Here is a 20,221-nt window from a genome sequence, read left to right on the forward strand (position 1 = left end):
ACCTCGTGCGCCATTCGGGCGCCATCAGCATCCACGTCGTCGCCGGCGAGGCGGCCGAGGCCGAGCCGGTGCCGCGCAAGACCGTGCGCACGGCGCCCGTCGTCCCCTCCGTCGCGCCGCTCCCCTATGCCGTGGCGCTGCTCGCCGTTGCGGCGGCGCTCAGCACCGGGCTGGTGCTGCAGCCCTTCGTCTGGGTCGAGAACGCCGACCTCGTCCTGCTCACCGCGGTGGTCGCCGTCGCGGTGCGCTTCGGGCTCTGGCCCTCGCTCGCCGCCGTGGTCGCGGCCTCGCTCGCCTACAACTTCTTCTTCCTGCCGCCGCTCTACACCTTCACCATCGCCGAGCCGACCAATATCGCCGCGTTCTTCTTCTTCATGCTGATCGCGCTGTTGGTCTCCAACCTCGCCGGCCGGGTGCGCAGCCAGGCGGTGTCGGCGATCGGCCGGGTGCGCACCACGGAATCGCTCTACGCCTTCAGCCGCAAGCTCGCCGGCACCGCGACGCTCGACGACGTGCTGTGGGCCACCGCCTATCAGGCGGCGCTGATGCTGCATGTGCGGGTGGTGCTGCTGTTGCCGGAGGACGGCCGCATCGTGGTGAAGACCGGCTATCCGCCGGAGGACCAGCTCGACGACGCCGACCTCGCCGCGGCGAACTGGGCGTGGGCCAATGATCGGCCGGCCGGGCGCGGCTCCGATACGCTGCCCGGCGCCAAGCGGCTGTTCCTGCCGATGCGCACTGGCCGCGGCCCGATCGGCGTGATCGGCATCGACGACGACCGCAGCGGGCCGCTGCTGACGCCGGATCAGCGCCGGCTGCTCGACGCGCTGGTCGATCAGGGCGCGCTGGCGATCGAACGGGTGCAGCTGGTCGAGGACATGGACCGGGTCAAGCGCTCGGCGGAATCCGATCGGCTGCGCCAGGCGCTGTTGACTTCGATCTCGCACGACCTGAAGACGCCGCTCGCCGCCGTGCTCGGCGCCGCCTCGACGCTGCGCGACCTCGCGCCGAAATTGTCCGACGCCGAGCGCGCCGATCTGCTCGGCAGCATCGTCGAGGAATCCGAACGGCTCAACCGCTTCATCGCCAATCTGTTGGACATGACCAGGCTGGAGGCCGGCGCGGTGGTGCCGAACGCGGCGCTGCACGATCTCGGCGAGGTGGTCGGCAGCGCGCTGCGCCGCGCCGCGACGATTCTCGCGCATCACAAGGTGACGCTCGCCATTGCCGCCGATCTGCCGATGCTGCAGATCGACGCCGTGCTGTTCGAGCAGGCGATCTTCAATCTGCTCGACAACGCCGCCAAATACGCCCCCGATGGCACGACGATCACGGTCAGGGCGGCGCGCGACGGCGACGCGGTGCTGCTGCAGGTGCTCGACGAAGGCGAGGGCATTCCGCCGGAGGATCTGGAGACGGTGTTCGACAAATTCTATCGGGTGCGCAAGGCCGATCAGGTGCGCGCTGGCACCGGGCTTGGGTTGGCGATCTCGCGCGGCTTCGTCGAGGCGATGCAGGGCAGCATGACCGCGGCCAACCGCGGCGATCGCAGCGGCGCGGTGCTCAGCATCCGGTTGCCGGTGCCGCCGGCCAGCGCCGCATTGGACACCGCGGCATGACCGGCGTTCCGATCAAGGTGCTGGTGATCGACGACGAGCCGCCGATCCGCAAATTGCTGCGGATGGGGCTCGGCACCCAGGGCTACGACATCCTGGAAGCCAGCAACGGCAAGGTCGCGCTGGAGCAATTGGCGCACGGGCCGGCGCTGATCATTCTCGACCTCGGCCTGCCGGACATCCAGGGCCACGAATTGCTGCGCATCATCCGCGCCCGCAACGATCACGTGCCGATCGTGGTGCTGTCGAGCCGCGGCGACGAGGCCGGCAAGGTGCAGGCGCTCGATCTCGGCGCCGACGATTATCTCACCAAGCCGTTCGGCATGGACGAATTGCTGGCGCGGCTGCGCGCTGCATTGCGCCATCAATTGCAGGTGCAGGGCGAACGCCCAGTGTTTCACGCTGGCTCGCTCGCGGTCGATCTGGTGCGCCGCATCGTCAAGGTCGGCGACAAGGACGTGAAGCTATCGCCGAAGGAATACGAGCTGCTGCGGGTCTTGGTGCAGCACGCCGGCAAGGTGCTGACTCATCGCTTCCTGTTGAAGGAATTGTGGGACGAACTCACCGACGCGCAATATCTGCGGGTCTATGTCCGGCAGTTGCGGCAGAAGATCGAACCCGATCCGGAGCGGCCGCAATTCCTGTTCACCGAAACCGGCATTGGCTACAGGCTGCGCGCGCCGGATTAGGTTGTAGTGTGGCGCGACACCTGTCGGTAGGTCGGCGCATCGGCAATTTGGTGGATCGTGCCACTGAAATTGGTGGATCGGTGCGTCCTGGAAATTGGTGGGTCGGTGCGCCCCTGGAAATTGGTGGGTTGGTGCGCCGGCAAAATAACAAGCTGTCATTCCGGGGCGCGAGGGCGTTAGCCCGAGCGAACCCGGAATCTGGCAACAGCCGCTGATACGTCGGGTTGTACACTTGCCCTTGCGGCAAGATTCCGGGTTCGCTTGCCGCTCTCGCGGACCTCTCCCCCCGTCGTCCCTGCGAACGCAGGGACCCATCACCCCTGGCCTTGGTAAGAGCGCGTAGCAGCGGCCGCGATGCCGAGCAGCGACTCCGCGCCCTATGGGTCCCTGCGTTCGCAGGGACGACGCGTTGAAGCGTTCACCCGCAAGAATCGAAGTCGTGCTTGGGGCGCTCGACGAACGCAACGGCGTGGCGAAGCATCCCCGAAAGCCGTTGCCGGACACCTCTTTGCATCGCCTTGGCGGCGAGGTTCAATGCCGCGAGAACAGGTCGCGCAGGCGGCACAGCGTGGTGGTGATGTCGAAGCGCTGATCGGGCAAGGCTTCGCCGGCGATCAGGCGGTTGATCGCCGTCACCGGATCGGTTTCGCCGGTCAGCAGCACGTCGGCGCCGCGCTTCTTCATGTGGCGGATGAAGCCGTCGCCGGCGCTGCCCGCCAGCATGATCTCGACGCCGTCGAGCGGATGCGGGCCGTCGTCCTTGAAATAATGCGGCAGCTGCTCTTTGGTCAATTCGACGCGGGCGGGCGCCGGCAGTGCTTGGCCGGCGTGGTGATCGGCGAGATCATACACCAGCCAGCAGGTCGACTGTCCGGCATGGCCGCTGACGGTGGCCCAGTCTTTGGTGGGGACGGCGATCTTCATGTCCAGTCTTTCGATCGAAACAGACTGGCTCGCATAGCACATCCGGCGGCGGGACGGTCAAGCCGCGCCGCGGTCCTCGTCATTGCGAGCCGAGGGCGGCGCAGCGCCGGCCGAACAGCGAAGCAATCCAGGGGCTGCGTGCTTGGCCCTGGATTGCTTCGTCGCAAGAGCTCCTCGCAATGACGCGCTGAACGGCCTGCTACAGCGGCTCTGCGTCGGACGTCAGCGGCGCACGGCGCGACGGATTCCACCGCGACACCGTCCACCACAACGGCGCCACCACGGCGGCGGCGACCAGCAGGATCAGCAGCACGAACATCGCCGAGCGCTCCAGAAAGGCGATGCCGGGCACCGCCAGCCCCAGCAGCACGCCGACCAGGCCGATCTTCCAGGCCTTCAGATGGACGCCGGCGGTGAAGGTGCCGAGCGCCAGCACCGTAAGCACCGACAGCGCGCTGGCCTCCGCGGTCATCATCCGGGTGACGTCGGAGACATAGACCAATTCCATCGCTAGCAGCACCGCCACCCAATGCAGCGCCTGAGTCCAGATCAGCCGCACCCGGTCGTGCCGGCTGGTGGCGTCGCCCCAGCCGGCGGCGATGCAGATCGCGCCGACCACCGGGGTCAGCACCATCCAATAGCCGCGGATCGGCGCGTCCGACAGCCCGGTATAGGCGATGCCGAGCAGCACCAGCACCAGCATCAGCAGATATTGCCATTCCTGCAGCACGAAGCCGAGCACCGAGGATCGCCAGCTCGTCGGCGCGGCGATCTCGGGAGCCGGGGTCGGTTGCGGCGGCGCCAGCGGATCTGGCGAAAATTCGGCGCCCGGCGGCAGTTCGGCGGGGTCGGGCGGCAGCTCGGCGGGATCCCGCGGCAATTCGGCTGCGGGCGGTGCCGGGATCGGGTCTTGGATCGGATCTTGGATCGGATCTTGCGGCAGCTCGGCGTCGCGGGGGGGCAGCTTGTCGTTGTCATGCGGGAGGTTGGTCATCGGAACGCTCGCCATGCTCGGGGAACTCGAAAATAAGCGGCGTGGAACAGTTTGGTTCCCGCAGCCGCCAAGCCGGCGCCGCCGGCCAACGATACCGCCGATGGATCAGACCCCGAGCCGCATCGCATGCGCGGTGACCTCATGGCGGAATTCGCGGCCAAGCAATTCGAACAGCGCGAACGCCTCGATGCCGAATTCGGCGATCAGTTTGTGCGGCGGCAGCCGGCGGTCGCCGATCCGCCGCTTCAGGTGCTCCAGCCGCTCGCATTGTTCGGCCCATAATTGGTCGAGCAGCGCCAGCATCACCCGGCGCAGGATCTCGCCGAGCGCGGCTTCGCCGAGCGCGTCGATCTTGCGCTGCATCCACTCCGCCGCGGTGGCCTGCAGCGTGGCGCGCAACGCGCCGGCCTGCGCCGCGCGCGCCTTCGAGGGCTGCGCGATCGGCACCGCCAAAGTGAGGATCGCGCGCACCGCGGCGTCGAGGCCGGCCGTGTCCCACTTGGCGGAGGCGGGCGCGAAGCGCGCCATCAGGTCGTCGATGGTGTCGTCGCGAAACTGCGCGACCAGCGCCAGCGGCGCCGGCTCGTCGCGGATCGCGCGGCGCTGCGCGTACAGCGTCTCGCGCTGCGTGGTGATCACCTCGTCGAACCGCAACAGCGCGAGGCGCTGATCGAAGCCGCGCGCCTCCTGGCGCTGCTGGGCGAGCGCAATCCGGCGCTGCGCCAGCGCGGGATCGCTGGGCAGATCGCCGTGCGGCAGCCGCAGCAGATCATCGTCCAGCGCGGCATGAAATACGGTGCGGCCGGGATCGCCCTGGCGGCCGGCGCGGCCGCGCCATTGCGCGTCGCGGCGGCGATGCGAATGATGTTCAGTGCCGATCACCAACAGCCCGCCGGCGGCGAGGGCGCGGGCGCGCAGCGCGTCATCCTGCGGCACGCCGCCGAGCCGGATGTCGGTGCCGCGCCCGGCCATCGCGGTGGCGATCGTCACCGCGCCGGGCCGGCCGGCGCTGGCGATGATGCGGGCCTCGTCGGCGTGGTGGCGCGCGGTCAGCACGGTGAAGGACTTTGCTGAGACGGCGTCGCCCTGGCTCCAGCCGTTGCTTGTGAAATACGCCGCCATCGCCTCGCAGTGCTCGATCGACGGGGTGCCGACCAGCACCGGCTGGCCGCGGGCGTGGGCGGCGTCCACCGCAGCCAGAATGGCGCGCAGCTTGTCGGCCCCGGTCCGATGCAGCATCGTCTCGTCGCGCCGGATCATCGGCCGGTCGGTCGGGATCGCGATCACCTCCAGGCCGTAGATCGCGCGATATTCCTCGGCGTCGCTGCCGGCGGTGCCGGTCATGCCGCAAAGCCGGTCGTAGCGGCGGAAGAAGGTCTGGAACGTCATCGACGCCAGGTTGCGGGTTTCTTCGCCGATCGGGCGGCCTTCCTTGGCCTCCAGCGCCTGGTGCAGCCCCTCGTCATAGCGCCGCCCCGGCAGCATCCGGCCGCTGCCCTGATCGACGATCACCACCTCATGGTCCTGCACGATGTAGTCGCGGTCGCGCTTCAGCAGCACATGGGCGCGCAGCGCCTGCACCACGTGATGCAGCAGCGAAATCGCTTCGATCTCGTGCAGCGTGGCCGCGGCCTGCAACAGCCCGGCCTGGCGCAAGGCGCGCTCCACCGCGTCGTAGCCAAGATCGGTCAGCGCGACGCGGCGGCGCTCGTCGAGCTCCACATGCGCCGGCTGCAACGCGGCGACGATGCGGTCGATCAGCCGATAATAGTCGGATTGATCGCCGAGCGGCCCGTACAGCGACAGTGGCACGCCGGCGTCGTCGATCAATACCGCGTCGGCCTCGTCGACCAGCGCAAAGGCATGGCCGCGCTGCACCGTCTCGGCCGCGGAAAATTTCAGATTGTCGCGCAGATAGTCCAGCCCGAACTCGCTGGCCATGCCGTAGCTGATGTCGCAGGCGTAAGCGGCGCGGCGCGCGTCGTCGTCGCTGTGCTGGGTGATCAGCCCGACGCTGAAGCCGAGCGCTTCGTAAACGGGACGCATCCATTGCGCGTCGCGGGCGGCGAGATAATCGTTCGGCACCGCGACATGGACGCCGCGACCCGGCAGCGCCTGCAGCGCGCAAACCAGGGTGGCGGCGAGCGTCTTGCCCTCGCCGGTCTGCATTTCGGCGATGGCTCCGTCGCGCAGCGCCAGCGCGCCGATCAGTTGCGCCGGCACATGAGTCTGCGCCAGCGTGCGCCGCGCCGCCTCGCGCACCAGCGCGAACATCGGGATGGTGAACTCGTCGAGCGACGCACCGGCAGCCGCGCGGGCGCGGAGCTGTTGCGCGCGCTCGCGCAAGGCTGCATCCGACAGCGGCGCGTGCTGCGGGGCGAGCGCGATGATCCGCTCGGCCAAGGTGTGGTAGCGCGCCAGCCGGCGCGCGGCGCGCGAGCCGAACGCGGCGCCGAGCCGTCGCAGCATCATTTCAACTGGAACAGGATCGGCACTGAGAAGGCGAATTGCGTGCCGCCGACGTCGGCGGGCGGCACCGGCAACGGCTGCGCGCGCTGCAACAGCGCCAGCGTCTCGCGGTCGAGCGCGTCGGAGCCGCTGCCCTTGACGATCGAACTCGACATCACATGGCCCTGGCGATCGACCACGAACGCCACCTTGGCGACGCCGCTTTCGCGCCGCGCCTGGGCATCCGGTGGATAGCGCTTGTTGCGTTGCAGATGCAGCGCCAATTGCCGCTTCCAGCTCACCAGCATCGCGGTGCGCGCCGCCGACGCGGTCGGCGCGGTGGTGGCGGAGGCCGCGACCACCGGCGGCGTAGCGTTCGGGGTCTTTTCCGCGTCGTCCTTCTTCGCTTCTTCTTTCTTCTCCGGCGGCGCCGCGGTGTTGAGCGCGACATCCGGCTCGGCCACCGCAGGTAAAGGCGGCGTCGCCATTGGCTGGTCGGGGGTCGGCTGCGGGTCCTTGACCGGCTCGGCCTTGTCCTCGGGCTTCAGCTCGGCCTTCTCCATCGGCGGCGGTGCCGCGTCGGTCTGCATCTGCTCCTCGCCGGGCGCGACGTCGCGCGCTTGCGAGTCCTTGAAGGATTCGGTGGTGAAGTCGACGTCGATCGCGGTGACGGAATCCTGGGTGTCGCCTTCCGCCGGCGGCTTCGCCAGCAATGCAGCGGCAACCGCGCCGTGCAGGCTCAGCGTTACCACGAAGCAGATGCCCCAGCGCGCAAAATCCTTGCGGCTGACGCCGCGATAGGAGGCCACGCTCATGGCGCGCTTTCCAGCCCGACCAGCGCGATCTTGAGATAACCGGCGCTGCGCAGATCGTTCATCAGCGTCATCACGTCGCCATAAGGGACGGTCTTGTCGGCGCGCACGAACAATCGCTTGCTGCGATCCGACGATGTCAGCCGATCGAGCGAGGCGGCGATGCTGTCGCGCGACAACGGGTTTTCGCCGACCGCCAAGGAGTGATCCGCCTTCATGGTGACGAAGATCGGCTTCTCCGGCCGCGGCTGCCGCTTCATCGTCGAGGCCGGCAGATCGACCGCGACGTCGACGGTGGCGAGCGGCGCCGCGATCATGAAGATGATCAGCAGCACCAAGATGACGTCGATAAACGGCGTGACGTTGATTTCGCTAAGCTGCTGCATCTCGTCGTCGGCGGATGCGGTCTGGAGTTGTCCGGCCACGCACTTCTCTCCGGTCTATTCGGCGGCGTGGCGGCGCGGCATATAGGAGACGCGGTCGAGATCGCGGCTCACCATGCGCATCAACTCCGCCGAGCCGTCATTCAAGAGGCCGCGGTAACCCATGATCGAGCGCGCGAACAGGTTGTAGATCACCACCGCCGGGATCGCGGCGACCAGGCCGAGCGCGGTGGCGAGCAGCGCCTCGGCGATGCCCGGCGCCACCACGGCGAGATTCGTGGTCTGCGATTTCGAAATGCCGATGAAGGCGTTCATGATGCCCCAGACGGTGCCGAACAGCCCGACGAACGGGCCGATCGAGCCGATCGTCGCCAGAATGCCGGTGCCGCGGGTCATCCGCCGCGCCGCGCCCGCCTCGACGCGGCTGAACAGCGAGCCGACGCGTTCCTTGATGCCGTCATGATTGGCGGTGTCCTGCGAGCGTTGCAACTCGCCGGCCGCGGCGCGCGCCAGCACCGCGATGTCGCTGTCGGCGTCCTGCAGCTTGGCGCAGGCTTCGCGCAGCGTCTGCGAGGCCTCGACGATGGACAGATCGCGGCCTAAGCGGCGGCGCGCGGTGGCGAGCTCGATGGTCTTGGTCAGCCACACCGACCAGGTCAGCACCGAGGCCAGCGCCAGGCCGATCATCACCATTTTGACGATCGAATCCGCGGCCATGAACATGCCGATCGGCGTCAATTCGTGCGGCAGCACCGCGAGATCCGAGGCCTGCGCCAGTTCGGTGGCCGGCGGCATCGATGCGGAGTCGGAGACGGCCTGCGGCGGGTTCGGCGCCTGCGCCATCGCAAGGCTCGGTGGGAGACTGAGCGTCGCCGCCAACAGCAGCGCCACCAGGGACCAACCGGCGCGATCGCTCGATCGTGCCGCGCATCCGCGAAGAGAACCCAGTATCATCCGATGATTTCTTTTGTTGTTGTGCTGACCGACGACCGCGCCATTCACCGCGCTGAAGGCGTCAGCCCCGCCTCAGGTGGTCTATCGCTACCGCTTCGCGATTGAAAGAAACAAGCCGCGTGTGATTTTAGAATCGCTAAAATGCCGATTTGGAATCTTTCTAGCTTTGATCGGCGCGACCGCGGCGTACTTCAGACATCGCCTTGAGGCGTGCCGCGCAGCCGCCTCGCTCGCATCATGCACTCCTCATCATACAGTCAACGCGATCGGGCTTATGAGTCTGTCACTGCGAGGAGCTGTTGCGATCAAGCAATCGAGGAACAACCGAGTTGCCCCCGGATCGCTTCGCTTGCGTGCGACGCTGCGCTGAATGATGACGCTCTGTGCTTCGCCCGCTTAGTAGCGAATACGCAAGGCGAACGCAGCAACACTAGAACATCTATAAACCCGCGCGTTTGACCGTTTTGATCCGTTGCAGCGACGTAGTCGCAAAGCTAAGACAAAATCGGGCGCAGCCTAACTCGCGTGGTTAGCAGGCCCGGGGCAGATCATCATAACGTGGGGGAGTTCAGGCTGATGAGCATCGTATCGCTCGGGCAGGCGGGTGTCAGACCATTCAGCGGCGTGCTGTCACGCGGCCCTTCCAAGCTGGCCTGGAGCAAGACCACGATCGGCATCGCATCGGTGATGCTGATGCCGGACTCCGCCGATGCCCAGCCGGTGTCGAGCGGCGATGATCTTCCGCAGGTGCGCGTCACCGCGCCGAAGCGACAGCAGGCCAAGCGACAGGCGACGCGCCGCGCGCCGGCGCGCACCGCGCCGGCGGTGGCTACCGCGCCGAACGATGCGGTGGTGCATCCGGTGGTCGGCGACGGCGCCGGCGTGGCCGGCTATCACACCCCGGCGCAGGCCGGGATCTCGCGGTTTCCGGCGCCGCTGCTCTCGACGCCGCAGACCGTCAACGTGGTCTCGCAGCAGTTGATGCAGGACCAGCGCACCACCTCGGTGCAGGACGCGCTGCGCAACGTGCCTGGCATCACCTTCACCGCCGGCGAAGGCGGCGTGCAGGGCGACAACGTCACCATCCGCGGCTACACCGCGCGCAACGATTTCTATCGCGACGGCATCCGCGACCCCGGCTGGTACACCCGCGACGCCTTCAGCTTCGATCGCGTCGAGGTTTATAAGGGGCCGTCGTCATTCCTGTTCGGCCGCGGCTCCACCGGCGGCGTCATCAATATCGTGTCGAAGACCCCGCAGAATCGCGACTTCTACGTCGTCGAGGCGACCGGCAACAGCGCCGCCGGCGGCCGGGTGATGACCGACTTCAACAAGACCTATGGCGACGTCACCGCGCGGCTTTCGATGCTCGGCTACGACACCGACGTCGCCGATCGCGACAACGTGCACACCAAGCGCTACGGCTTCGCGCCCTCGGTGGCCTGGCAGATCACCGACAACACCAAGGACACGTTGAGCTACGTCTATCAGAACGACGACAACATCGCCGACCGCGGCATTCCGATGTTGCCGGGCTCGTATTTCGGCACCAGCTATCGGCAGCCGGCGCCGGTGTCGCGCAACACCTATTTCGGTGTGCTGACGCCCGGCCAGGACGACGTCGAGCGCACCGAGGCGCATATCCTGACCAACAAGCTCGAGCACGACTTCGTGCCGGGCCTGAAATTCACAAACACCACCGGCTATTCCAACGTCGAGCGCTTCAATCGCACCCGCCCGGTGCAGCTCTCCGGGCTTGGCACCGGGACCTCGAACCTGTGGGACTCGCCGGTCGGCGGCACCCGGCTCGCCACCACGGGTTCGCCGCTGACCACCGCCACCGCGCTGAACAATATCTGGATCGCCAACACCAACCACTTCCAGAACCAGACCAACAACGAGCTGATCAGCAACGTCAGCGACCTCAACGCCAAATTCGCCACCGGCCTGCTCGAGCACAACGTTCTGGGCGGGGTCGAGGTCAGTCATGAAAATCGCGAACAGTATCGCACCGTGTTCGGTGATTCCTACCGCATCAACGTGGCGGCGCCGGACCCTTACGTGACCGGCGTGCTCGATCCGCGGACCACGGCGACGGTCTCCAAATCCGACACCGTCGGCGTCTATCTGCAGGATCAGATGAAGGTGACGGAATGGCTGGAACTGTTGGGCGGCGTGCGCTTCGACAATTTCCAGGCCAGCAACCAAGCCTACACCTACAACCGCGGCAGCGGCGCCGTGGTCAGCAGCGGAACGCTGCTCAACGGCTCGGCGATCTCGGCGCCGACCGATCTGTCGTCCGACAACAGCTTCGTCAGCTATCGGGCCGGTATCGTGCTGCATCCGACGGCGAATTCCAGCCTGTACTACATGCGCGGCACCTCGGCCAATCCCCCGGCGGAATTCACCACCATCGCCAGCGGCCAGCAGACGCTCGATCCGGTGGAATCCGAGGTCGACGAAATCGGCGCCAAGGCCGATCTGTTGAACAACAAGCTCAACGTCAACGCCGCGCTGTTCCGCATCAAGAAGAACAACGATTACGAGAACCAGGGCACCACGGCGGCGCCGAATTACGTCGCGATCGGCAACTCGCAGGTCGAGGGCTTCGAGATCGGCGCCAGCGGCAAATTGACCGACGCCTGGAGCGTGTCCGGCGGCTACGCCTATCTGAAATCGACGCTGCTGGACTCGCTGACCACCGCCAATATCGGTCACGAACTGGCGATGACGCCGAAGAACTCGTTCTCGGTGTTCACCACCTACGATCTTGACTCGCAATGGACCATCGGCGGCGGCGCGTTCTACGTCGACTCGCGGTTTTCCAGCGTCGCCAATGACGCGCGGATCCCGGATTACTGGCGGTTCGACGCGATGGCCGCCTACAAGGTCGATCGCAATTTGACGTTGCAGCTCAACGTCTACAACCTGACCGACAAATATTACTACGACACGGCGGCGGGTGCGGGCTACGCGGTGCCGGGCGCCGGGCGCTACGTCTCGGTGTCGGCGCGGGCGTCGTTCTAACACTTCTGATCCGTCATCCTGAGGAGCCCGGCAAAGCGCAACGAAGCCGGGCGTCTCGAAGGATGACGGATGTGGGGCCCATGGTTCAAGACGCGCGCCCCAAGCGGGCGCGCTCCTCACCATGACGCTGGGGTTGGGGCGGGCTGTGGTTTGTGGTGCCGGGCGTCGTTGCCGATTCAAGGAGAGACTATCGCGTGCTGGTTCATATTCCCGAAGTGCTCTCGCAGGACGAGGTGCGGCATTGCCGCGAGGTGATGGCGCAAGCCTGTTGGGTCGACGGTCGCGTTACCGCCGGCCACCAGTCGGCGCAGGTCAAACGCAATCTGCAATTGCCGGAGCACACCGACGCGGCGCGCGAACTCGGCGATCTGGTGCTGCGGGCGCTGTCGCGGCATCCGTTGTTCATGTCGGCGGTGCTGCCGAAGACGATCTTTCCGCCCTTGTTCAACCGCTACGACGCCGAGGGCGAGATGAATTTCGGCTCGCATGTCGACAACGCGATCCGCACCATTCCCGGCACGTCCATCCGCGTGCGTACCGACGTGTCATCGACGCTGTTCCTATCCTCGCCCGACGACTATGACGGCGGCGAATTGGTGGTCGAGGACACCTATGGCAGCCACGCGGTGAAACTGCCGGCAGGCGACATGGTGGTCTATCCCGGCACCAGCCTGCACCACGTCACCAAGGTGACGCGCGGCTCGCGGATCGCGTCGTTCTTCTGGACCCAGAGCATGATCGGCGACGTCACCCGCCGCGCGATGATGTTCGATCTCGACATGTCGATCATCCGGCTGAACGCCGATCACCCCGATCACCCCTCGGTGGTGTCGCTGACCTCGCTGTATCACAACCTTCTGCGGCAATGGGCCGAGGTGTGAGGCTTAGTCCAGCATCGCCTGCAGCGTCGGCGAGATGTTTTCCACCAGTGCGCCGTCGGGCGATCTGAACAGCAGCGCCGCGGCGAGACGGCGTTGCGCGGCGAAAGCTGGCCCAGCCTGGGGCCCCAGCACCATCAGCGCGGTGGCGTAGGCGTCGGCCTCCATGCACGAGGCGTGCAGCACGCTGGCGCTGACCATGGCGTTGTCGATCGGCGCGCCGCTGCGCGGATCGATGCTGTGCGAGAAATGACGGCCGTGCTGCGCGTAGCCGCGCTCGCAGCCCGAGGTGGCGATCGCCATGCCGTGCAGCGCCACCAAGAGCGGCGCGGTGCTGAGTTGCTCGCCCACGGGGCGGTTGATCGCCACCCACCACGGCATGCGGTCCGGCTTGACGCCGCAGCCGGCCAATTCGCCGCCGATCTCGACCAGCGTATGGTCGACGCCGCGGCGGCGTAGCGCACGTATCACCTGATCGACGGCAAAGCCCTTGGCGATGCCGCAGAGGTCGAGCCGCAGCGGCGCGTTGCGCCGCGCCCGGCGTTGCGTCGCGTCGAAGTCAAGATGCCGCGCCCCGCTGGCCTGCTTCGCCCGCTCGATCGCTTCGCGCGACGGCGGCGCCGCGCCTCGCCCGCCGGGGCCAAAGCCCCACAGATCGACCGACGCGCCCATGCACGGATCGTAAGCGCCGCCGGTCTCATCGGCGATGCGCAGCGCGCAGGCCATCACCGCGGCGAACTCTTTCGGCAGCGTCTGCCACGGGCCGATCGCCCCGCGGTTGAAGCGGTCGATGTCGGAGCCGGGTTGCCACGGGCTCATCTGCATCACCACGCGGTCGAGCTCGGCTGTGATCGCGCGATGCAGCAGCGGTTCGTTCGTTGGCGCGGCGATGCATCGCACCGACCAGCTGGTGCCCATGGTGGCGCCGCCAAGCCGCAGCAGCCGGCCGTCCGCAGGCAGGCTGCGCGGCGCCGACAGCGTCAGCGGAATCGCCACCCGCGGCGCGACAGGTGTCACGCGACTATTGCGGCAGCACCTCCAGCGTCGCGCTGTAGCTGGCGCGGCGGGTGGCGTTCTTGATCTTGCTCTTGTCGTCCTGCGTGGCGGCGTTGATCCAGTACATCCCGGGGCCGGGCCAGGTGACGCTGAACGAGCCGGCTTCGTCGGTGGTGAGTTTCATTTCGTTGAGCTTGTCGCGATAGCGGATGCCGCCCGGCACCAGCTCCACCGCAACGCCTGAGGCGGGCTGGCCGTCGAGCACCAGCCGGAACGTGGCCTTCTCGCCGGCGACCAGATTGTTGGGATGCGTCACCGGAACTAATTCAAGGCCGACGCCGCTGGGCTTCAGCGTCGCGTCGCTCGGCTTGCCCGAGGTGACGAAGGCCTCGATGCGGCCCTGCATCTCGGAGATCTTCAGGTCGGTGGCGGCGGCGGGAATTTCGCTCTCGATCTGCTCCGGCTTGCCGCGCCAGCGCTTGGTCTCGCCCCCCAGCTTGTAGTTGGCGAACACGCCCTGGTTCAGCACGCTGATCTTGTAGGTGCCTTGCTGCTCCAGCTTGAGGTCGAAGCTGGAGCGAAATTTGCCCTTGGCGATGTTCTCGGGGGTGACGCTGTTGCCGTCCGGCGCCAGTACCGCGAGATTGTCGAGCGACAGCGGATGGTGCTCAAAATAGAACAGGTCGTTAGAGACCGCGGCGTCCACCGTCACCCAGGCATCCTTGCCGGACAGCACGGTGGCCGACGGCAACAGCCAGGTGCGATGCGCCTGCGCGCCCGCCGACAACAGGGTCATCGCGGAAGCGAGCAGCGCCAGTTTGATAAACTTGGTCATCGCGAAAATCCTTTCTCGTCTCGAAGCGATCACGGCGTCAGCTTCAGCGTCACCGCGGTAATTTCGTCGCTGCCTTTGACGTCGGCGGAGAGCGGCGCTTGCGGCGGCCATTGGAACGGCACCCGCAGCAATTCGCGGCCGCCGACTTCGCGCGCGGCTTCGACCACGAGCTGATAGCTGCCGGGCGGCAACTCGCCGAGCGGCTTGGCGCTTGCGTCAAACACGATCTGGTGGGTGCCGGGGCCACGGGTCGGGCTGCTCAATCCATCGGCCGGCAGCGTCAGTTCGCGGCCAACGCGGCGCCACCATTGCCGGATGTCCTTCAGATACTTGTTGCCCTCGTTGTCGCGCTGCTTGGCGTCGTACCACACTGCCAGCGTGGTCGCCTTGCTGCCGTCGGCAGTCTCGACCCAGAACGCCACGTAAGGTTTGTGATACTCGCTGACGGCAAGCCGCGGGATCTCGATGCTGATACTGGCTTCGCCGGCGGCGGCGGGGCCGGCGGCGAGGGCGGTGAGCGCGGCGGTGATCAGAAAGCGCATCAAAGAACCTCAGCGGTGAATGAACAGGACGGCGACGAGCAGCGGAATCACCAAGCCGAGCCCGACCACCGGCCAGGTCGCCGGGCGTTTGCCGGCGTGCAGTTGCAGCAGCAATAGCCCGGTCAGGCAGAAGATCATCGCTGCGGCGGCGAACAGGTCGAGGAACCAGCTCCACGAACGGCCGGTGTGGCGGCCCTTGTGCAGATCGTTGAGATAGGCGATCCAGCCGCGATCGGTGACTTCGTAGGACACCGCGCCGCTGTCGCGTTCGATGCTGAGCCAGGCGTCGCCGCCGGGCCGCGGCAGCGCCACATAGACGTCTTTCGCCGACCATTCGGTGTCGCGTGCAGTGACGCTGACGCCCATCTCACGCCGCAACCAGGCGTCGATCTCGGCGGGCAACGGCGCCTTCGCCGCGGCCGGTTGGGACTTCAAGGCGTCCTGCAAGGGTGGCGGCAGTTGCCCGTCATGCATGACCACGCTCGGCGCGGCTTCGATCTGGCCGGCGTGATTCAGCGTGATGCCGGTTGCGGCGAACAGCAGCATGCCGATCAGGCACAGCCCCGAGCTGATCCAGTGCCATTGATAGAGATGCCTGAGGAAAAACGCGCGACGCTTCTTGTGATCCGCAATCCGTCGCCCGTCGCTCATCAACCGATCCGTGAGGTCCAACAAAGCTTCCGCACATGGCACTTGTCACAGATGGAAACATCCGAGCGGTAATCAGCGGCCGCTGCGGTGTTGTAACCGCATCGCCCGGGGTTTTGCTACAGCTGCAATTTAGGTTCGCTCTAAACTTCGCCAGGCGAAAGCGGGGCGGTGGCGCGGCGTCTCCGCGGGTCGTCCCTGCGCACGCAGGGACCCATCACCCCTGCCGTCTGAGGTGAAGAAAGCCTCACCCCTCACTCAAATAGCAACTCCGCGCCGTATGGGTCCCTGCGTGCGCAGGGACGACGCGCGGGAAGGCAGTGCGCAACCGCGATACCGGGCGATTTGAATCGTGGGATGCGATGCGCGCCGCAAGCGGGAGAGGTGAAGTCCGTGGTTGCATGCAACGCTGAACGGCTGGCGCGAGCCCGCGCTGTTACTTCACGGCCGCCGTGGCGCTGTGGCGCGCGATCGCGGCGTCGATCGCTGTCAGCAATTTCTGATTGACGTCGTTCATGCCGTCGAGGAAGGCCTCGGCGGGAAGCTGGCCATCGACCAGGGTGGCCTCGTCGACCTCGTCCTCGACCACGTCGGTCTTCAGCGCGGCCGGATCGGGGTGGCTGTTGATGAGCAGCACGATGATGTTGAACAGCGCCTTGAGTTGGCCGTCGACGAATTCCAGCTTCTGGTCGGTCATTGCAAAGCTCTCGCGGGATCGTTGCGGAAACAGTTGCGCGGCAAATTAGATGCACGGGTTTGGCAGTGCAAGCGATCCACGCAACCGCGCCGACCGGGATCATGAGGCGCGACGTCGCAGCCGTGACGCTGCGAAGTCTTCGCAACAATCGCGGCGCGCGACGCGATCCGCGCGAGCTATCCGACCAGGAATTTGTAGGCGGCGATCAGCGCCACCATGCCGGCGAAAATCAATAGCGCCGGGATCGGCCGCTTCCCCGGGCGGGCGCCCGCGGCTTTGGCGGGCTTCTCGGGTTTGCGCGGTTTCTGAAACTTGACGACGTTGTCGTCGCTGGCCGATTTCAGCACCGGGCGCGGCTCCGGCTCGGGCGCGCTGCCGGTGCCGCCCATCTCCTTGTAATAGGTCAGGTAGATTTCGCTGACCGCGACGGTCTTGGATTTGGCTTCGCTCATCTCGCCGAACCGCGCGCGATAGCGCGAGAGGAATTCCTGGGCGTTGGCCGGCAGATCTTCGAAGCTGCCAAGCTTGGCCATCATCAGCCAGGTGGCAAAATCCGCCTCGGCTTTGGCGCGCGCCTTCTTGGCGATACTGGCATTGGTCTTGGCCATGGTGGTCCGTTTGCTTCAGCGATCCATTCCGCCGGCCGGCGCGGATCGTCATCGGGTCAGCCGGGTCGAGCCGTTGTAGGTCCCCTTGCCGCGCCGCGCCACAACAACGGCATCCGTCTGTTAATACGGCACCCGCGCCTGCGCAAATGTTGAGCAGATGCGTGCCGGGGCGGCCTCGCGGATCGGCGGGGCCGCCCGGCCTCGCCCGGAAAGCAGTTTCATTTCAACGGTTGCCACCCTGGCACGGCTCCTGCATTATGCAGCTGGAGTTGGTTGCTAGGGTTCCGGCCGTGCCGAGATGCAGGGTGCTGGTCCGAGAGCGGCCGCTTGCGGGGGAGACATCCTCGCAGGACACGGCGGGACAAAAGCCCGGGAGACCTCGTTGGCCAAGGGATTGGCGAAGCGATGGTCTATCGCCATTCCCTTTTTGTATTTTTTACAAGAGGGATCGCAATGAACAAACTCACCTCCATTCTCCGTAACATGGCGCTGGCTTCCGCGATGATCGCCGTCGCCGTGAGCTCGGCCGACGCCGCGCCGAAGAAGGATTTCAAGGTCGCCTGGTCGATCTATGTCGGCTGGATGCCGTGGGGCTATGCCGCCGACACCGGCATCGTCAAGAAATGGGCCGACAAATACGGCATCACCATCGAGGTCAAGCAGTTCAACGATTACGTCGAATCGATCAACCAATACACCGCCGGCTCCTATGACGCGGTGACCATCACCAATATGGACGCGCTGTCGATCCCCGCCGCCGGCGGCGTCGACACCACCGCGCTGGTGATGGGCGACTTCTCCAACGGCAACGACGCGGTGATCCTGAAGGGCAAGTCCGACCTCGCTGCGATCAAGGGCCAGAAGGTCAATCTGGTCGAGTTCTCGGTGTCGCACTATCTCTTGGCGCGGGCGCTGGAGAGCAAGAAGCTCGCCGAAAAAGACATCAAGGTCGTCAACACCTCCGACGCCGACCTCGCCGCTGCCTACAAGACCCCCGAGGTCACCGCGGTGGTGACCTGGAATCCGATCGTCGCCGAAATCCTCACCGCGCCCGACGCCAAGAAGGTGTTCGATTCCTCGCAGATCCCCGGCGAGATCATGGACCTGATGGTCGCCAACACCCAAGTGGTGAAGGACAATCCGGACTTCGCCAAGGCGCTGGTCGGGATCTGGTACGAGACCATCGCCAAGATGCAGGCGGCCGGCGCCGACGGCAAGGCGGCGAAGGAAGCGATGGCGAAGGCGTCGGGCACTGATCTTGCCGGCTTTGACAGCCAGCTCGCCTCGACCAAATTGTTCGACAAGCCGACCGACGCCGAAGCTTTCACCAAGAGCGCCACGGTCGGCAAGACCATGGACCGGGTGCGCAAATTCCTGTTCGAGAAGGAATTGCTCGGCAAGGGCGCGAAGTCGGCCGACGCCGTCGGCATCGAGCTCGGCGACAAGACCGTGCTCGGCGACAAGGCCAATGTGAAGCTGCGCTTCGACGCCAGTTACATGGACCTCGCCGCCAAGGGCAAGCTCTAAGCGTCGCCGCGGCTGAGACTAAGGAGCACGGCGATGCGCCTGATCAACCTCAGACCGAGCCGGCAACTGGCCATCTACATGGCCGCGCTGCCGTTCGTGCTGGTGGCGATCGGCTATGTGCTGGGCTCCGAGGCGCGGCTGGCGGACAATCCCAACGACAAATTGCTGCCTGCGCTGTCGACGATGGCGCAGGCGGTCAAGCAGATGGCGTTCCAGCTCGACGCCCGCACCGGCAGCTATCTGATGCTCGCCGATACCTTGGCGAGCCTCGGCCGGCTCTTGTCGGCGCTGGCGATCTCGGTTTCGGCGGCGCTCGTGTTCGGCATCGTGATCGGGCTGTTGCCGGCGGCCAATGCGATGCTGGGCTCGTTTGTCTCGGTGACCTCGATGGTGCCGCCGTTGGCGCTGTTGCCGATCCTGTTCATCGTGATGGGGCTCGGCGAGAATTCCAAGATCGCGCTGATCGTGATCGGCACGCTGCCGGCGATGATCCGCGATCTGTCGATGCGGGTGCTGGAATTGCCGCGCGAACAATTGATCAAGGCGCAGACGCTCGGCGCCTCGAGCTGGCAGATCGCGCTGCGCGTGGTGCTGCCGCAGATCCTGCCGCGGCTGATCGATTCCTTGCGATTGCAGCTCGGCCCGGCCTGGCTGTTCCTGATCGCCGCCGAGGCGATCGCTTCCGACTCCGGGCTCGGCTATCGGATCTTCCTGGTGCGGCGCTATCTCGCGATGGACATCATCATTCCCTACGTGATCTGGATCACGCTGTTGGCCTTCCTGATGGACTATGCGCTGCGGCTGATCCAGCGCAAGGCGTTCCCCTGGTTCGCGTCGGTGAGGGCGGAATGAGCGCGATCCGCTTCGACGACGTCTGGAAGGAATACGACGCGCATATCGTGCTGGAGCGCATCACGCTCGAGGTGGCACCGCGCGCCTTCCTGGCGCTGGTCGGCCCCTCCGGCTGCGGCAAGACAACCTTTCTGCGCATGCTGCTCGGCGAGGAACGCCCGACCCGCGGCCACATCCTGATCGACGGGGTGCCGCTGTCGCCCGAGCCGAATGCCGATCGCGGCGTGGTGTTCCAGCGCTATTCGGTGTTTCCGCATCTCACCGTGCTGCAGAACGTGCTGCTCGGCCGCGAATTGCAGCATTCGAAATGGCTGGGCCGGCTGTTCGGCGCGGCGAAGCGCGCCGCCTCCGACGAGGCGATGGCGCTGCTCGCCGAAGTTGGCCTCAAGGGCCACGAGGACAAATATCCGGCGGCGCTCTCGGGCGGCATGCAGCAGCGCCTGGCGCTGGCGCAGGCGATCATGCGCGGGCCGAAGATTTTGCTGCTCGACGAGCCGTTCGGCGCGCTCGATCCCGGCATCCGGCAGGACATGCACCGCCTGATTCTTGGGCTGTGGCGTCAACATGCGCTCACCGTGCTGATGGTCACGCACGACATCACCGAAGCCTTTGGCCTTGGCACGCGCGTGCTGGCCTTCGACAAGCGCCGCATCGATCCGCACGCACCGCACCGCTTCGGCGCGACCGCCGTCTACGACCTGCACCTGACGCGGAAAGCAGCCGCGGACGCGCTCGAACCCGAGGGCGAAGTATTACGATTGACAGAATTGGTAATAACCAACACAGAGGAT

The 20,221-nt window shown here is 66.3% G+C and carries 19 protein-coding genes and 1 riboswitch; of the genes, 7 read left to right on the plus strand and 12 right to left on the minus strand.

Going from position 1 to position 20,221, the window contains the following annotated elements; translation table 11 throughout:
• Positions 1 to 1,619: DUF4118 domain-containing protein (locus VGC77_RS19810; RefSeq protein WP_331173280.1), on the plus strand; the 1,619-nt coding region annotated here is incomplete at its 5' end.
• Complete coding sequence (locus tag VGC77_RS19815) at positions 1,616 to 2,305, plus strand: response regulator transcription factor (RefSeq protein ID WP_331173281.1); 690 nt, start codon at positions 1,616 to 1,618, stop codon at positions 2,303 to 2,305. The genes VGC77_RS19810 and VGC77_RS19815, both read left to right, overlap by 4 nt.
• A 531-nt stretch (positions 2,306 to 2,836) precedes the next feature.
• Here VGC77_RS19815 and VGC77_RS19820 read toward each other — a convergent pair.
• The 6 genes from VGC77_RS19820 to exbB form a co-directional block, all read right to left on the minus strand.
• Positions 2,837 to 3,229, minus strand: a complete 393-nt coding sequence (locus VGC77_RS19820) for a hypothetical protein (RefSeq protein ID WP_331173282.1) — start codon at positions 3,227 to 3,229, stop codon at positions 2,837 to 2,839.
• Positions 3,230 to 3,428: 199 nt separating this feature from the next.
• Positions 3,429 to 4,223 (minus strand): hypothetical protein, encoded by a 795-nt coding sequence (locus VGC77_RS19825; protein WP_331173283.1) that lies wholly within the window; start codon positions 4,221 to 4,223, stop codon positions 3,429 to 3,431.
• A gap of 105 nt (positions 4,224 to 4,328) precedes the next feature.
• On the minus strand, positions 4,329 to 6,692 hold the full coding sequence (locus tag VGC77_RS19830; RefSeq protein WP_331173284.1) for a preprotein translocase subunit SecA: 2,364 nt from the start codon (positions 6,690 to 6,692) through the stop codon (positions 4,329 to 4,331).
• Positions 6,692 to 7,486: an energy transducer TonB gene (locus VGC77_RS19835; RefSeq protein WP_331173285.1), complete on the minus strand. Its 795-nt coding sequence runs from the start codon at positions 7,484 to 7,486 to the stop codon at positions 6,692 to 6,694. The genes VGC77_RS19830 and VGC77_RS19835 overlap by 1 nt, the downstream gene beginning before the upstream one ends.
• Positions 7,483 to 7,908 (minus strand): TonB system transport protein ExbD, encoded by a 426-nt coding sequence (gene exbD / locus VGC77_RS19840; RefSeq protein WP_331173286.1) that lies wholly within the window; start codon positions 7,906 to 7,908, stop codon positions 7,483 to 7,485. Before exbD ends, VGC77_RS19835 begins: the two co-directional genes overlap by 4 nt.
• A gap of 15 nt (positions 7,909 to 7,923) precedes the next feature.
• Positions 7,924 to 8,820 carry a tonB-system energizer ExbB gene (gene exbB, locus VGC77_RS19845; RefSeq protein ID WP_331173287.1) on the minus strand — a complete coding sequence of 299 codons (897 nt, stop codon included), beginning with the start codon at positions 8,818 to 8,820 and terminating at the stop codon, positions 7,924 to 7,926.
• 576 nt (positions 8,821 to 9,396) lie between these two features.
• Between exbB and VGC77_RS19850 the strand changes: the two genes are divergently transcribed.
• Complete coding sequence (locus tag VGC77_RS19850) at positions 9,397 to 11,847, plus strand: TonB-dependent siderophore receptor (RefSeq protein WP_331173288.1); 2,451 nt, start codon at positions 9,397 to 9,399, stop codon at positions 11,845 to 11,847.
• A 194-nt stretch (positions 11,848 to 12,041) separates the two neighbouring features.
• Positions 12,042 to 12,728 (plus strand): Fe2+-dependent dioxygenase, encoded by a 687-nt coding sequence (locus VGC77_RS19855; RefSeq protein WP_331173289.1) that lies wholly within the window; start codon positions 12,042 to 12,044, stop codon positions 12,726 to 12,728.
• A gap of 3 nt (positions 12,729 to 12,731) precedes the next feature.
• Here VGC77_RS19855 and VGC77_RS19860 read toward each other — a convergent pair whose 3' ends face one another.
• The 6 genes from VGC77_RS19860 to VGC77_RS19885 all read right to left on the minus strand — a co-directional run bounded on the left by VGC77_RS19860 (position 12,732) and on the right by VGC77_RS19885 (position 17,051).
• Complete coding sequence (locus VGC77_RS19860; RefSeq protein ID WP_331173290.1) at positions 12,732 to 13,742, minus strand: FAD:protein FMN transferase; 1,011 nt, start codon at positions 13,740 to 13,742, stop codon at positions 12,732 to 12,734.
• 4 nt (positions 13,743 to 13,746) lie between these two features.
• Positions 13,747 to 14,556 carry a DUF4198 domain-containing protein gene (locus VGC77_RS19865; RefSeq protein ID WP_331173291.1) on the minus strand — a complete coding sequence of 270 codons (810 nt, stop codon included), beginning with the start codon at positions 14,554 to 14,556 and terminating at the stop codon, positions 13,747 to 13,749.
• 29 nt (positions 14,557 to 14,585) lie between these two features.
• Complete coding sequence (locus VGC77_RS19870; protein WP_331173292.1) at positions 14,586 to 15,098, minus strand: DUF2271 domain-containing protein; 513 nt, start codon at positions 15,096 to 15,098, stop codon at positions 14,586 to 14,588.
• Between the two features lie 9 nt (positions 15,099 to 15,107).
• Entirely contained in the window at positions 15,108 to 15,749 is a 642-nt protein-coding gene (locus VGC77_RS19875; protein ID WP_331173293.1) for a PepSY-associated TM helix domain-containing protein, read from the minus strand.
• Between the two features lie 433 nt (positions 15,750 to 16,182).
• A complete protein-coding gene (locus VGC77_RS19880) occupies positions 16,183 to 16,443 on the minus strand; it encodes a hypothetical protein (protein WP_331173294.1) in 261 nt (86 codons plus the stop codon).
• Positions 16,444 to 16,619: 176 nt separating this feature from the next.
• A complete protein-coding gene (locus tag VGC77_RS19885; protein WP_331173295.1) occupies positions 16,620 to 17,051 on the minus strand; it encodes a hypothetical protein in 432 nt (143 codons plus the stop codon).
• Positions 17,052 to 17,316: 265 nt separating this feature from the next.
• Positions 17,317 to 17,429, plus strand: a riboswitch (guanidine-I (ykkC/yxkD leader).
• A gap of 75 nt (positions 17,430 to 17,504) precedes the next feature.
• On the opposite strand from VGC77_RS19885, the gene VGC77_RS19890 reads away from it, so the two are divergent.
• The 3 genes from VGC77_RS19890 to VGC77_RS19900 all read left to right on the plus strand — a co-directional run.
• Positions 17,505 to 18,578: a putative urea ABC transporter substrate-binding protein gene (locus tag VGC77_RS19890; RefSeq protein ID WP_331173296.1), complete on the plus strand. Its 1,074-nt coding sequence runs from the start codon at positions 17,505 to 17,507 to the stop codon at positions 18,576 to 18,578.
• Positions 18,579 to 18,611: 33 nt separating this feature from the next.
• Positions 18,612 to 19,430, plus strand: a complete 819-nt coding sequence (locus VGC77_RS19895; protein WP_331173297.1) for an ABC transporter permease — start codon at positions 18,612 to 18,614, stop codon at positions 19,428 to 19,430.
• Positions 19,427 to 20,221: ABC transporter ATP-binding protein (locus VGC77_RS19900; protein ID WP_331173298.1), on the plus strand; the 795-nt coding region annotated here is incomplete at its 3' end. The genes VGC77_RS19895 and VGC77_RS19900, both read left to right, overlap by 4 nt.

The sequence above is a fragment of the Rhodopseudomonas sp. genome (assembly GCF_036404135.1).
Taxonomy (GTDB): Bacteria; Pseudomonadota; Alphaproteobacteria; order Rhizobiales; family Xanthobacteraceae; genus Rhodopseudomonas_A.